Origin of the sequence: Streptomyces sp. NPDC056600, from assembly GCF_042792855.1 — a bacterium.
In the GTDB taxonomy this organism is placed as follows: Bacteria; Actinomycetota; Actinomycetes; order Streptomycetales; family Streptomycetaceae; genus Streptomyces.
Genome location: NZ_JBHTVQ010000064.1, coordinates 1 through 14127, shown reverse-complemented (window position 1 = coordinate 14127; position 14127 = coordinate 1). Strand labels below are relative to the sequence as shown.

Annotated in this window: 10 protein-coding genes and 1 pseudogene; 4 read left to right on the top strand and 7 right to left on the bottom strand. The window is 73.7% G+C overall.

The window, feature by feature from the left end; all coding sequences use genetic code 11:
- Nucleotides 1–84: 84 nt before the first annotated feature.
- Nucleotides 85–768, top strand: a pseudogene (locus tag ACFRAV_RS25935) (polysaccharide deacetylase family protein); the annotation flags it as partial.
- Between the two features lie 54 nt (nt 769–822).
- Here the strand turns inward: ACFRAV_RS25935 and ACFRAV_RS25930 are convergent.
- Both ACFRAV_RS25930 and ACFRAV_RS25925 read right to left on the bottom strand, forming a co-directional pair.
- Nucleotides 823–2397, bottom strand: coding sequence for an FAD-dependent oxidoreductase (locus ACFRAV_RS25930; protein ID WP_382558653.1), 1575 nt, complete (start codon nt 2395–2397; stop codon nt 823–825).
- Nucleotides 2398–2624: 227 nt separating this feature from the next.
- Entirely contained in the window at nt 2625–3572 is a 948-nt protein-coding gene (locus ACFRAV_RS25925) for a TIGR01777 family oxidoreductase (protein ID WP_382558652.1), read from the bottom strand.
- Between the two features lie 92 nt (nt 3573–3664).
- Here ACFRAV_RS25925 and ACFRAV_RS25920 point away from each other — a divergent pair, with 92 nt between their 5' ends.
- The 3 genes from ACFRAV_RS25920 to ACFRAV_RS25910 all read left to right on the top strand — a co-directional run bounded on the left by ACFRAV_RS25920 (nt 3665) and on the right by ACFRAV_RS25910 (nt 5745).
- Nucleotides 3665–4165: a GNAT family N-acetyltransferase gene (locus tag ACFRAV_RS25920; RefSeq protein WP_382558651.1), complete on the top strand. Its 501-nt coding sequence runs from the start codon at nt 3665–3667 to the stop codon at nt 4163–4165.
- Complete coding sequence (locus tag ACFRAV_RS25915) at nt 4162–4632, top strand: DUF5959 family protein (RefSeq protein ID WP_382558650.1); 471 nt, start codon at nt 4162–4164, stop codon at nt 4630–4632. The genes ACFRAV_RS25920 and ACFRAV_RS25915 overlap by 4 nt, the downstream gene beginning before the upstream one ends.
- Nucleotides 4633–4998: 366 nt before the next feature.
- Nucleotides 4999–5745: a peptidoglycan recognition protein gene (locus tag ACFRAV_RS25910; RefSeq protein ID WP_382558673.1), complete on the top strand. Its 747-nt coding sequence runs from the start codon at nt 4999–5001 to the stop codon at nt 5743–5745.
- Between the two features lie 251 nt (nt 5746–5996).
- On the opposite strand, the gene ACFRAV_RS25905 is transcribed toward ACFRAV_RS25910, so the two are convergent.
- From ACFRAV_RS25905 to lpdA, 5 genes are all read right to left on the bottom strand, one after another.
- Entirely contained in the window at nt 5997–6527 is a 531-nt protein-coding gene (locus ACFRAV_RS25905; protein WP_351114471.1) for a DUF4240 domain-containing protein, read from the bottom strand.
- 121 nt (nt 6528–6648) lie between these two features.
- Nucleotides 6649–9360 (bottom strand): pyruvate dehydrogenase (acetyl-transferring), homodimeric type, encoded by a 2712-nt coding sequence (aceE, locus tag ACFRAV_RS25900; protein ID WP_382558649.1) that lies wholly within the window; start codon nt 9358–9360, stop codon nt 6649–6651.
- A gap of 285 nt (nt 9361–9645) precedes the next feature.
- Nucleotides 9646–10281, bottom strand: a complete 636-nt coding sequence (locus ACFRAV_RS25895; protein ID WP_382558648.1) for a GntR family transcriptional regulator — start codon at nt 10279–10281, stop codon at nt 9646–9648.
- Nucleotides 10282–10557: 276 nt separating this feature from the next.
- Entirely contained in the window at nt 10558–12336 is a 1779-nt protein-coding gene (gene sucB, locus ACFRAV_RS25890) for a 2-oxoglutarate dehydrogenase, E2 component, dihydrolipoamide succinyltransferase (protein WP_382558647.1), read from the bottom strand.
- Nucleotides 12337–12392: 56 nt separating this feature from the next.
- Nucleotides 12393–13781 (bottom strand): dihydrolipoyl dehydrogenase, encoded by a 1389-nt coding sequence (lpdA, locus tag ACFRAV_RS25885; RefSeq protein WP_351114442.1) that lies wholly within the window; start codon nt 13779–13781, stop codon nt 12393–12395.
- Nucleotides 13782–14127: the final 346 nt, after the last annotated feature.

Here is a 14127-nt window from a genome sequence, read left to right as displayed (position 1 = left end):
CGGCCCCTGCCGCCTTACCCCCGGCCCCCGCACCCCGGCGCCGCCCGCACCGACCACTCCCGACCAGGAGACCCGTAGATGCGCACGTCCCCCTCGCAGGCCGCCCCGTCCCAGGGTCCGGGCGCCCGCAGCGGTTACGTCGGACTCACCTTCGACGACGGGCCGTCGCACCGGACGGCCGCCCTCCTGGACGCGCTGCGGGAGGCCGGGCTGCGGGCCACCATGTTCAACCAGGGAAACCACGCCACCGAGCGCCCGGACCTGGTGCGGGCGCAGGTCGCCGCCGGGATGTGGATCGCCAACCACAGCTACAGCCACCCGTACATGACCGGGCTGGAGCCGGCGGAGATGGAGTCCGAGATCGCCCGCACCCAGGAGGCCCTCGCGGCCGCGGGCGGCGGCACCCCGCGGCTGTTCCGCCCGCCCTACGGGGACACCGACGAGACCCTCGCGGCCGTGGTGGCGAAGGCGGGGCTCACGGAGATCTGCTGGGACGTCGACACGCGGGACTGGGACGACGCGAGCGCCGACGCCATCGTGGAGGCGGTCGGCCGGCTCGGCGACGGGCAGGTCGTCCTGATGCACGACTGGGCGCCCAGCACGCTGGCCGCGATCCCGCGGATCGGTGAGGTGCTGCGGGCGAAGGGGCTGCGCAGCGGCATGATCTGCCCCGCCACCGGCCGCGCCGTCGCCCCCGAGGACGAGATCGGCCCCGAGGACGAGACCCGGGTCGGGGACAGGGCCGGGGGCGAGACCCGGGGCGGGGGCTGACGGCTGAGGGCCCGGCCCACGACCGCACCCCCCACCCGGCGTCGGTCCGGGCTACGCCGCCCGCGCCCGCGGCACCGGCTCCCCGGGCCGCAGCCCCGTGCCCGTGCCCAGGTCGCGCAGGATGACCGAGGAGGCCCGGTGGCCGGAGTGCAGGGCGCCCTGGACCGTGCCGGTGTCGCGGTGGTCGCCGCAGACGTACAGCCCGGCCAGCAGCCGCACGGAACGCCGGGGGGCGTGCGACGGGCGTATCACCGGCACCGCCTCGGTCGTGCGGTGCACCGCCAGGGTCTCCCAGGCCCGTGTCGACACCCCGTACAGCCGCGCCAGGTGGTCCCGGGCCGCTCCGTCCACGTCCTCGGGTGGTGGGCCCAGCAGGGTGGAGGAGATCAGCGCGCGGCCGGCCGGCGCGCGGGTCGGGTCGACGTGGCTGACGACCGCCGTGTGCGCCACGGGCCCGCCGCGCTCGGCGTCCAGGAGCAGGAAGGCGCCCGTGTCCGGCGCCTCGGTGGTGGTGTGGTGGACCACCGTGACCTGGTGGAAGTTTGGGACACGCAGCCCGGGCAGCAGCTCCGCGGCGGTCCGCGCGTCGGTGGCCAGCAGTACCGCCCGGCAGGCGAACTCGCCGTGCTCGGCCGTGGTCACCGAGGTGGTGGAGACGGAGGTGACCCGTACCCCGGTGTGCAGCGTGCCCGGCGGCAGGGCGTGCGCCAGCAGTTCCGGAAGCACCTCCGCGCCCCCTTCCGGCACGCACGGCCGCCCGGTCGCCCAGGCGCGCAGCGCCAGGTCGGCGCACCGGCTCGACCCGGCCAGCTCCGGGTCGCAGAGCAGCGCGGCCAGCAGCGGGCGCAGGAAACCGTCCACGGCGGACGCGGGGACGCCGCGCGCCGACAGGGCCTCGGCGGCCGGCATCCCGGCACGGGCCAGCAGCCGGTCCACGGGCGTGGCGGCGATCCCGGCGAGCGCCGAGGCGAGACGGGCGCGGTCGCCCGCCCCGCCGAGCGGCCCGCACACGAGGGGCGTCCGCCACCCAGGACGCGGACGGATCCGGCCCAGCCGCGGCCGGCGGGCCCGCAGGCCGGTCATCCGGATCGCGGCCACCGCCCCGGCGCGCGTCCTCGCCGGAGCCCCCGGCCGGGTGGGCTGCGCGGGGAAGACGGGCGGAGCGGGGGGCGCGACCGTGGCGAGTGCGCCGTCCGGCCCCGAAGCCGCTGCGGAAACGTTCCAGCGGCTTCGGTCCAAGGCCGCCGACCCGCCGTACGCGCTCCCGTGCTCCCCTTCGTGCGCCTCGCACGCCTCCCGTGCGCCCCCCGGGGCCCCTTCGGGCCCGCCGGCGTGGTGACGGCGGCCCGCGCTGTGCACCAGGACCCCCGGGGCGAAGGGGCGCAGCACCAGGTCGTCGAGACCGGGGGTGGTGCACAGTTCGGGATACGAGGTGAACAACAACTGACCGATCCGGTCCAGCCGGAAGCCGTCCACCTTCTCCGTCGACATCCTGCCGCCCACGAACGGGGCGGCCTCCAGGACTGCGGTGCTGACGCCTGCCGCGGTCAGCCGCAGAGCCGCCGAGAGTCCGGCGACTCCGGCTCCCACGACGACGACATCCGCCTTCTGTACGGGCTGAAGCACGTGCCCCTCCTCGAGGTTGCGCGGCCGCTGGAGACGTGATGCCCCCAACTTCCTCCCGGAATACCCGAGTTCGGTCCCAATCGAGGTTAGGTCCAGTCGTTCTCGAGCGCGCTGTGCGCACGCACCGAGCACGGTGGCACGACGGTGGCACGCCCCCTCGCGCCCCCGCGCTCCGTTCAGGCCCCCGCGCTCCGTCCCGGCGCCCGTACTCCGTTGCGGCCGGGCGATCAGTCCCGCAGCGCCGCCCGTACCGCCGACTCCACGTCGGGGCAGGAGAAGACGAACCCGGACTCGCGCAGTCGCGCCGGAAGCACCCGCGCGCTGCCCAGCACGTCCTGGCTCATTCCGCCCAGCACGGTCCGCAGCACCGGGGCGGGCACCGCGAACACCGCCGGCCGCCGCAGCACCTTCGCCATCGCGGCGGTCACCTCCCGGTTCGTCGCCGGGGCCGGGGCCGTGACGTTGAACGGGCCCTGGAGGCCGGGGGTCAGCAGCAGGTGCCGCAGGGCGTCGATCTCGTCCCGCAGCGCCACGAACGACCAGTACTGCCGGCCGTCCCCGAGCCGTCCGCCGAGTCCCGCCCGGAACAGGGGGAACAGCCGCCCCCACGCCCCGCCCTGCCGGGCCACCACCAGGCCGGTGCGGGGCAGCACCGTCCGCACGCCCGCCGATCGGGCCGGCTCGGTCGCCGCCTCCCACTCCACGGTCAGCTCCGGCAGGAAACCCCGTCCGTGCGGCGCGCTCTCGTCCACGGCGCGGTCGCCGGTCTCGCCGTAGTAGCCGATCGCGCTGCCGTTGAGGAACACCTTCGGCGGGGTGTCCATGGCGGCCATCGCGCCCGCCAGCGCCGTCGTCCCCTGGACCCGGCTGTCGCGGATCTCCCGCTTGTACGCCTCCGTCCAACGCTTGTCGCCGACGCCCGCGCCCGCCAGGTTCACCACCGCGTCGCAGCCGGCGAGCGCGGCGGGGTCGAGCCGGCCGGAGCGGGGGTCCCAGCGGATCTCCTCCCCGCCTCTTGGCTCCCGCCGCACCAGCCGCCGCACCCGGTGCCCGTCCGCCTCCAGCGACCTGGCCAACGCGCCGCCGATCAGGCCCGAGGCCCCCGCCACGGCGATGGTCCAGCCACGCTCGGTCCCGCCCCGTCCGCCCGCTCCGCCCGCTCCGCCCGCTTCCATGGGGCCATCGTGCAGGACGTGAGGGCCCCGGCGCGGGAGTGACGCCCGAAACCGCTTTCCCGGCCGGGCGGGTCCCGCCGTAGAGTGCGGCCATGTCAACCAGCGATGACCGAGGTCCCCAGATCCGTCCCGCCCGCGCGGAGGACGACGAGGCGTTGTCCCGCCTGGACCGCGAGACCTGGTCCACCGTCCACGCCGTGACGCCGCCGCCCCCGCCCGGCCGCCCCTTCTTCGGCGAACGCCAGCCGGTGGGCGACATCCTGGTGGGCGAGCTCCACGGCGAGGTCGTCGGTTACGTCCGGGTGAGCCCCTCCACCCCGCTGGAGGCCAACGCCCACGTGCAGCAGATCCAGGGGTTGGCCATCGCCGAGCGCGCCCGCGGTCTCGGACTCGGCAAGGCCCTGATGCGCGCCGCCGAGGACGAGGCCCGCCGCCGGGGCGCCCGCCGCCTCACCCTCCGCGTCCTCGGCCACAACGCCCGCGCCCGCGCCCTCTACTCCTCCCTCGGCTACACCGTCGAGGGCATCCTCCCCGAGGAGATGCTGCTCGACGGCAAGTACGTCGACGACGTCCTGATGGGCCGCTTCCTGTGACGGCCGACGGCCGCACCCCGGCGACGCTCGCCCTGCTGCGGTTCCAGGACCGGGCGCAGAGCGTGGCCGTCGAGGTGGACCACCTCGCGCCCCTGGGCAGCGGCGACGGGCGGTACTACGAGGCCCGGATCGTCGTGCGGAGCGGCTTCGTGAACGGGCAGGTGGGCCTGACGGTCTCGCTCGAGGACCTGGACGAGTGGGAGCGCTGCCTCGACGCGCTCGAAGCGCCGGAGGCCGAGGCCGGGGCCGGGGACGTAACCGACGAGGTCGCATGGGGCGTCGAGTGGCCGGCCGGTGACCGCAGCGCCTGGCTGGAGGTGGTGCCGGAGGACCCGCTGGAGGTGACGGTGCACGACATGCCCTCGACCCAGATCTCCGTGCGCGTACCGATCGACGACCCGGACCAGCTGCCGGAGAACCGCCTCCGCCTGGAGCGCCTGAGGAAGGCCCTGACGCAGCCCGTCTGACCCGGGCCGAGCCGGGGCCGGGCGGGGCCCGGGGCTCCCGCGTCCCCCGCCTTCGCGCCCGCGAGCCTCCCCGCACGGACCGATGCGCCACGTCTCGCCTCCCGGGGGCGTTCCGTTCCGGCCCGCGCACCCCGGCCGCTCCCGTCACCCGCGCGGACCTCACCGATCGCGGCTGTCCCGGGCGGCGCGGAGAGTGGACGCATGCGCGCCTCCCGTATATCCGCCGAGGTCGTGGCCCGTGGCCGGGAGCTGTTCCGGAGGCTGGGCCAGGGCCGGGGGCCCCGTGGGCCGAGGCGGCGCGGGGGGTGTGGTGGCAAGCGTGGGCGGCCGAGCCTCGAGGTGGTGGCGCCGCCGCTGATCGCCGTGATGGTGCTGCTGTTCGTGCTGGTGCTGCAGGGGCAGAGCGAGGACCGGGCGATGCCGCGCGGGCCGGCCGCACCCAGCGGGCCCCGGTACGGCGCACCCCAGCCGAAGATCGTGCCGCGGTCGGCCTGGCTCAAGCCGGGCGACGAGCGGCACGCCCGGGAGGCCGCGCAGGACCGGGAGCGCGAGCGGACCAAGCCGCCGCCGAAGTACGACGACAAGGTGGTCGCCGTCTTCGTGCACCACACCGACTCGCCCAACGGCTACGACTGCGCCGACAGTCCGGGCATCATCCGCGCCATCAGCGCCGACCAGACGGCCGGCCGGCACTGGGACGACATCGGCTACAACTTCCTGGTCGACCGCTGCGGCACGATCTACGAGGGCCGGGCCGGCGGCTCCGGGCGCGCGGTGACCGGCGCGCACACGCAGGGGTTCAACCACCGCACCGTCGGCGTCGCCGCCATCGGCACCTTCACCCAGGGCGCCGAGGTGCCCCAGGCGATGACCGAGGCCATCGCGCGGCTCGCGGCCTGGAAGCTGGGGCTGTCCGACGTCGACCCGCGGGGCGACGTGCGGCTGGTGTCCAGCAACGGGCAGAGCCGGTTCGAGAAGGGCGAGACGGCGGAGCTGCCGGCGATCGCCGGGCACGACGACGGGTATCGGACGACGTGCCCCGGGGCGGCGCTCAAGGCCCACCTGCCGCTGATCCGGGAGCGCGCCGCGCAGCTCCAGGGACGGCAGACGTGAGGACGGGCGGCGGGCAGCCGGCCCGGGCGAGGGCCGCAGGCAGCGGAGCGGCCCGCGGGTGCTCCGCCGACGGGGGAGCGGCCCGCGGGAGCACGGCCGACGGGAGAGCGGCCCGCGGGTGCACCGCCGGCAAGGGAGCGGCCCGCGGGTGCTCCGCCGACGGGGGAGCGGCCCGGGCGAGGGGTGCCGCCCGCGCGCAGGGCACCCCCACGCGGCCGCCGGGACGGCCCGCGTGAGGACGGCGCTCGGTTTCAGTCCTCGTCCCCCTCGACGAAGCGCTCCCACAGGCGCGGGAACCGCTCCGCAAGGGCCTCGTCGTCCCCCAGGTCGAGCGGCTCGCCCTGCGGCCGCGGGGGCGGGGCGGACAGGCCGAGGTCGGGGGTGACCAGGCCGGTCAGCTGCTCGTACGCCTCGTCCGCCGCGTACCCCAGCTCCTCGCCGTCGCCGTCGATCTCCTCGTCGAAGTCGTCCAGGAGGTCCGCGAGGGCGTCCGGGTCGTGCAGCGCGCCCTCGAAGACCTCACGGCCCTGGCCGATGAGCCAGCAGCGGAACCGGTCGAAGGCGTCGTCGTCGGCGCCGTCCAGCAGGATCGAGGCGGCGCCCCACAGGTCCTGACGGAAGGCGCGGTCGTAGCGCGACTCGAAGTGGCGGGCGAAGTCGAGCACCGACTCCGGGTCGAGCCGCACCAGCCGCTCCACCAGGAGGTCGGCCTGCTCCTCCGGATCGCCCTCGGCCTCCTCGCGGGCGCCGTCCACCAGTTGCCAGAACTCCGCTTCGTCCATCACGGAACCAAGCATCGTGCCTGGAACCCCCGGTCGCACCCGGGCACGACGGAGGGGGACGGCGGAATCCCGCCGTCCCCCTCCGTCATTGCTCGATCAACCCCGGATCGGCACCGGACCTTTACAGGCCGTACCGCTCGCGGGCCTCCTTGACGGCCGTGGCCTTGACCTCGCCGCGGCGGGCGAGCTGGGCCAGCGCGGCGACCACGATCGACTCGGCGTCGACGCCGAAGTGGCGGCGGGCCGCGTCACGGGTGTCGGAGAGGCCGAAGCCGTCCGCGCCCAGCGAGGACCAGTCCTGCTCCACCCACTGCGCGATCTGGTCCGGGACCTGGCGCATGTAGTCGGACACGGCGAGCACCGGGCCCTGGGCTCCGGCCAGCGCCTGGCGGACGAACGGCACCCGCTCCTCGCCGCGCAGCAGGGCCTCGTCGGCCTCCAGCGCGTCGCGGCGCAGCTCCGTCCAGGACGTCGCGGACCACACGTCGGCGGCCACACCCCAGTCCTCGGAGAGCATCCGCTGGGCCTTGAGCGCCCAGTGGATCGCCGTGCCGGAGCCCAGCAGCTGGATGCGCGGGGCGTTGGCCGCCGGGCTGAGGCCGGAGGTCTCCGCCGTGTTGAAGCGGTACAGGCCCTTGACGATGCCCTCGTCGATCCCGCCGACGGCCGGCTTGGCCGGCTGCGGCAGCGGCTCGTTGTAGACGGTCAGGTAGTAGAAGACATCCTGGTCCTCACCCGGCGCGGCCTCGCCGTACATGCGGCGCAGACCCTCCTTGACGATGGCCGCGACCTCGTAGGCGAAGGCCGGGTCGTAGGACAGGGCGGCCGGGTTGGTGGCCGCGATGACCGGGGAGTGGCCGTCGGCGTGCTGAAGGCCCTCACCGGTCAGCGTGGTGCGGCCGGCGGTCGCGCCGACGAGGAAGCCGCGGCCGAGCTGGTCGCCGAGCTGCCACATCTGGTCGGCCGTGCGCTGCCAGCCGAACATCGAGTAGAAGATGTAGAACGGGATCATCGCCTCGCCGTGCGTGGAGTACGCGGTCGCGGCGGCGATGAAGTCGGCCATCGAACCGGCCTCGGTGATCCCCTCGTTGAGGATCTGGCCGTTCTTGGCCTCCTTGTAGTACATCAGCTGGTCGCGGTCGACCGGCTCGTACGTCTGCCCCTTGGGGGAGTAGATGCCGAGCGACGGGAAGAGCGACTCCATGCCGAAGGTGCGCGCCTCGTCGGGGACGATCGGCACCCAGCGCTTCCCGGTCTCCTTGTCGCGGACCAGGTCCTTGACCAGGCGGACGAACGCCATCGTGGTGGCGACGTTCTGCGAGCCGGAGCCCTTGTCGAAGGAGGTGAACGCCTTTTCCGCGGGGGCCGGCAGCGGGGCCAGCGGGTGGACGCGGCGGGCCGGGGCCGGACCGCCGAGCGCCGCGCGGCGCTCCTGCAGGTAGCGCACCTCGGCGGAGTTCTCGCCCGGGTGGCCGTAGGGGACGACGCCGTCGACGAAGTCGCTGTCCTTGATCGGCAGGTCCAGGCGGTCGCGCATCGCCTTGAACTCGTCGGTGGAGAGCTTCTTCATCTGGTGGTTGGCGTTCTTGGACGCGAAGCCCTCGCCGAGCGTGTGGCCCTTGACCGTCTGCGCCAGGATCACCGTCGGGGCGCCCTTGAACTCCACGGCCGCCTTGTACGCGGCGTACACCTTGCGGGGCTCGTGGCCGCCGCGGGAGAAGTGGAAGACGTCGAGGATCTTGTCGTCGCTCAGCAGCTTCGCCATCTCGGCGAGCGCCGGGTCCTTGCCGAAGAAGTCCTCGCGGATGTAGGCGGCGTCCCGGGTCTGGTACGTCTGGACCTGGGCGTCCGGGACCTCGCGCAGCCGGCGCACCAGCGCGCCCGTGGTGTCGAGCTGGAGCAGCTCGTCCCAGGCGGAGCCCCACAGCGACTTCACGACGTTCCAGCCGGCGCCGCGGAACTGGGCCTCCAGCTCCTGCACGATCTTGAAGTTGGCGCGGACCGGGCCGTCGAGGCGCTGCAGGTTGCAGTTGATGACGAAGGTCAGGTTGTCCAGACCCTCGCGGGCCGCCAGCGCGAGTGCCGCCGTCGACTCCGGCTCGTCCATCTCGCCGTCGCCGAGGAACGCCCACACGTGCGAGGCGGAGACGTCCTTGATGCCGCGGTTGGTCAGGTAGCGGTTGAACCGCGCCTGGTAGATCGCGGACAGCGGGCCCAGGCCCATGGAGACGGTGGGGAACTCCCACAGCCAGGGCAGACGGCGCGGGTGCGGGTAGGAGGGCAGGCCCTCGCCGCCGGACTCACGACGGAAGTTGTCCAGGTGCGCCTCGGTGAGGCGGCCGTCCAGGAAGGCGCGGGCGTAGACGCCGGGGGAGGCGTGGCCCTGCACGTAGATCTGGTCGCCGGAGCCGGGAGCCTCGGGGGACTCCTTGCCCTTGAAGAAGTGGTTGAAGCCGGTCTCGTAGAGCCAGGCCGCAGAGGCGAAGGTGGCGATGTGGCCGCCGACGCCGTACTTGCTGCCGCGGGTCACCATGGCGGCCGCGTTCCAGCGGTTCCAGGCCGTGATCCGGTCCTCCATCGCCGCGTCACCGGGAACCTCGGGCTCCGCGGCGGTGGGGATGGTGTTGATGTAGTCGGTCTCGAGGAGCTTGGGCAGCGAGACCCCGGCCCCCTCTGCACGCTCCAGGGTGCGGCGCATCAGGTACGCGGCACGGTGCGGGCCGGCCGCCTCGGTGACCGCGTCCAGGGAGGCCTGCCATTCGGCGGTCTCCTCGCGGTCGCGGTCCGGGAGCTGGTCCAGCGCGCTAGGGGCGATGGCGTGGGGGTCGGTCATGTCGCCGCCTTCCTCAGTCGAAGGGGTGCGGTGCGCGCGGGTGCGCGCGGATGCGGGTGCCCTTGGGTCTTTGGCAGGACAGGGCAGGGTGGAACCTCGGGTAAGAGGTCCGCGGCGACTGTAACCCCCTGATCGATGATCGATCAAAGGGATGAGTGGTAAAACTTGCCCAACCGGCGAAAGTCGGCACGCAGTGCCACAAGATTGGCGGGGTCTACGACACCGGGTGCCGTGGAATCGCAGGTCAGGCGGGGTGGAGAACCGCTCGAATGGGGAGTGGGGCGCTCAGGCGGCGGCGTCCGGACGCGGTGCGCAGCCCAGGACGTGGGCCTTCACGAGGTCGGCGATCCGGGGGTCGCGGCGGCGGAAGGCGGCCACCAGCTCCTCGTGCTCCTCGGCGAAGGACTGCTGCACGGTCCCCAGCCAGCGGATCGACAGGGCCGTGAACACCTCGATGCCCAGCCCCTCCCAGGTGTGCAGCAGGACCGAGTTGCCGGCCGCCCGCACCATCTCGCGGTGGAAGGCCACCGTGTGCCGCACCTGGCCCGCCGCGTCGGCCAGCCGGTCGGCCTCGTGCAGGGCCTCCACGTGCGGGGCCAGGACCGAGCAGTCGTCCCCGAGACGTTCCGCCGCCAGCTCGGCCGCGATGGCCTCCAGGCCGGCCCGCACCGGGTAGCTCTCCTCCAGGTCGGCGGCCGTCAGACTGCGCACCCGCACGCCCTTGTTGGGGGCGGACTCGATCAGCCGCAGCGACTCCAGCTCCCGCAGGGCCTCGCGGACGGGCGTCTGGCTGACCTCCAGCTCGGTGGCGATCCGCCGCTCCACGATGCGCTCGCCCGGCTTCCAGCGACCGCTGACGATTCCCTCCACGATGTGCTCGCGGATCTGTTCGCGCAGCGAGTGGATGACGGGCGCGGTCATGGAGGCTCCTTCGGGCAGGGGCGACCTGCGGCCAGGGCCCCCGGGGGCGTTAGACGCTTAGACAATACGGCTGCGGAGCGTGTCTGCCGAGGCACATCCGGGCGCTGAGACGCAGGTGAGACGAGGCTTACACCACGCGACGGGCATTTCGCCGGGCGGTTCCCCGCAGTCCGGGAGTCTTCTTGACCTCCGTTTGACGTGCGTTTCACCCGGCCTTCACGCGACGGCGCCCCCGCCCGGGATCCGGGCGGGGGCGCCGTCACGCGGGCGGCGGAGTCACAGGCCGAGCTCGACCTCGAACTCGCCGGCCTCCAGGATCGCCTTGACCGCGGTCAGGTAGCGGGCGGCGTCCGCGCCGTCCACCAGACGGTGGTCGTAGGAGAGCGTCAGGTAGGTCATGTCTCGGACCGCGATGACCGGGCCGTCCTCGGTCTCGATGACGGCCGGACGCTTCACCGTGGCGCCGATGCCCAGGATCGCGACCTGGTTCGGCGGAACGATGATCGTGTCGAACAGCGCACCGCGCGAACCGGTGTTGCTGATCGAGAAGGTGCCGCCGGCCAGCTCGTCCGGGGTGATCTTGTTGGCGCGCACCTTGCCCGCGAGCTCCGCCGTGGCCTTGGCGATGCCGGCCAGGTTGAGACCGCCGGCGTTCTTGATGACCGGGGTCATCAGGCCCTTCTCGGCGTCCACCGCGATACCGATGTTCTCGGTGTCGAAGTAGGTGATCGTGCCCTCGGCCTCGTTGATCCGGGCGTTGATGACCGGGTGGGCCTTCAGCGCCTGGGCCGCCGCCTTCACGAAGAACGGCATCGGGGAGAGCTTGACGCCCTCACGGGCCAGGAAGCCGTCCTTGGCCTGGTTGCGCAGGCGCATCAGGCGGGTGACGTCGACCTCGACCACCGAGGAGAGCTGGGCCTGCTCGCGCAGGGCCTTGACCATGTTGTCGCCGATGACCTTGCGGATCCGCGGCATCTTCACGGTCTGACCGCGCAGCGGGGACGCCTCGAGGGCCGGGGCCTTCTTGGCGGCCGGCGCGGCCGGGGCGGCGGCCGGAGCCTGCGCCGCGGCCTTGGCGGCCTCGGCGGCGGCCAGCACGTCCTGCTTGCGGATGCGGCCGCCGACGCCGGTGCCCTTGACGGAGCCCAGGTCGACGCCGTTCTCCGAGGCGAGCTTGCGCACCAGCGGGGTCACGTAGGCGTCGCTCGCACCGGCGCCGGAGGGCGCCGCCGGAGCGGCCGGAGCCTGCGCGGCGGGGGTCGGGGCCGGAGCGGCCGGAGCCGGAGCCTGGGCCGGCGCGGGGGCGGCGGCAGCGGGGGCCGGGGCGGGAGCCGCCGGGGCCGGGGCCGGGGCGGCGGGGGCCGGGGTGGGCTCCGGAGCCGGGGCCGGGGCGGCCGGGGCCTCGGGAGCGGCGGCGGCCGGGGCCGAGCCCGGGGTGCCGATGACGGCCAGCTTGGCGCCCACCTCGGCCGTCTCGTCCTCGTTCACCACGATCTCCAGCAGCGTGCCGGAGGCGGGCGCCGGGATCTCGGTGTCGACCTTGTCCGTGGAGACCTCGAGCAGCGGCTCGTCGGCCTCGACGGACTCGCCGACCTGCTTCAGCCAGCGGGTGACGGTGCCCTCGGTGACGGACTCGCCGAGCGCCGGGAGCACCACGTCGGTGCCCTCGGCGGAGCCGCCGCCGGCGGCCGCCTCGGCGGTCGGGGCGGGGGCCGGCTCGGACTGGTCCGGGGAGGGGGTGGTCTCGGGCGCCTGGACCGGCTCGGCGGCCGGGGCGGCCTCCTGGGCCGGAGCGGTCTGCTCGGCCGGGGCGCCGGAGCCGTCGTCGATCAGGGCCAGCTCGGCGCCGACCTCGACCGTCTCGTCCTCGGCCACCTTGATGGAGGACAGGATGCCGGACACGGGCGAGGGGATCTCGGTGTCGACCTTGTCGGTCGAGACCTCGAGCAGCGGCTCGTCGGCCTCGACCTTCTCACCCTCGGCCTTCAGCCAACGGGTGACGGTGCCCTCGGTGACGCTCTCGCCGAGCGCCGGAAGGGTTACGGAAACCGCCATGGTTTCGGTTGCTCCTTAACGGAAGTACGGAAGTCTGTTCGGTCGCCCGGCGGTGATCAGTCGTGCGCGTGCAGCGGCTTGCCGGCCAGCGCGAGGTGGGCCTCGCCCAGCGCCTCGTTCTGCGTCGGGTGGGCGTGGATGAGCTGCGCGACCTCGGCCGGCAGCGCCTCCCAGTTGTAGATCAGCTGGGCCTCGCCGACCTGCTCGCCCATGCGGTCGCCCACCATGTGGACGCCGACCACGGCGCCGTCCTTCACCTGGACGAGCTTGATCTCGCCCGCGGTCTTGAGGATCTTGCTCTTGCCGTTGCCCGCCAGGTTGTACTTCAGAGCGACGACCTTGTCCGCGCCGTAGATCTCCTTGGCCTTGGCCTCGGTGATGCCGACGGAGGCGACCTCCGGGTGGCAGTACGTCACGCGCGGCACACCGTCGTAGTCGACCGGGACGGCCTTGAGGCCGGCCAGACGCTCCGCCACCAGGATGCCCTCGGCGAAGCCGACGTGCGCGAGCTGGAGGGTGGGCACCAGGTCGCCGACCGCGGAGATGGTCGGGACGTTGGTGCGCATGTACTCGTCGACCAGGACGTAGCCGCGGTCCATCGCGACGCCCTGCTCCTCGTAGCCCAGGCCCTGCGAGACCGGGCCACGGCCGACGGCGACGAGGAGGACCTCGGCCTCGAACTCCTTGCCGTCCGCCAGGGTGACCTTGACGCCGTTCTGGGTGTACTCCGCCTTCTGGAAGAAGGTGCCCAGGTTGAACTTGATGCCGCGCTTGCGGAAGGCGCGCTCGAGCAGCTTGGAGCTGTTCTCGTCCTCGACCGGCACGAGGTGCTTCATGCCCTCGATGATCGTGACCTCGGAGCCGAACGACTTCCACGCCGAGGCGAACTCGACGCCGATGACGCCGCCGCCCAGGATGATCGCGGACTGCGGAACGCGGTCCAGGACCAGCGCGTGGTCCGAGGAGATGATCCGGTTGCCGTCGATCTCCAGACCCGGCAGCGACTTCGGCACGGAGCCGGTCGCCAGCAGGACGTGGCGGCCCTGGATCCGCTGTCCGTTCACGTCCACCGAGGTCGGGGAGGAGAGACGGCCCTCGCCCTCGATGTAGGTCACCTTGCGGGAGGCGACCAGGCCCTGCAGACCCTTGTACAGGCCCGAGATGACCTCGTCCTTGTACTTCATGACGGCCGGGACGTCGATGCCCTCGAAGGTCGCCTTGACACCGAACTGCTCGCTCTCCCGCGCCTGGTCGGCGATCTCGCCGGCGTGGAGGAGGGCCTTGGTCGGGATGCAACCCTTGTGCAGGCAGGTGCCGCCGACCTTGTCCTTCTCGATCAGGGCGACGTCAAGGCCCAGCTGAGCCCCGCGCAGCGCCGCGGCGTACCCGCCGCTACCGCCGCCGAGGATCACTAGGTCGAAAACGGTGCTGGCGTCGTTCGCCACGTCACGTCCTCCATGCATGTGCGCCACGCCGGTCTCGTCCGACCGGTCGGCGGCTGGTCACGGCCGCTCTAAGTGCTTCGGCCCGGTTGGGGCCCTGTCCTGCCAAGGGTCCATCTTTGCACTTGTCGGAGCCCAACCGGACGCGGGGCCGTGTTGTGAGACACGGCACAGTCCTCGGCGGGCCGGGTTCCGTACACCCCGGACCTACCCCGGAACCGGACGCGCAAGGGGGTGGGGAGGGGTTCCGCGCCGCGGAACCCCTCCCCCCCCCCCGTGGGTCGGGGGACAGAGGGCACGGCGCCCGCGGCGGCGCGCGCGGGCCGACGTACCAGCCTGCGCACGCCGG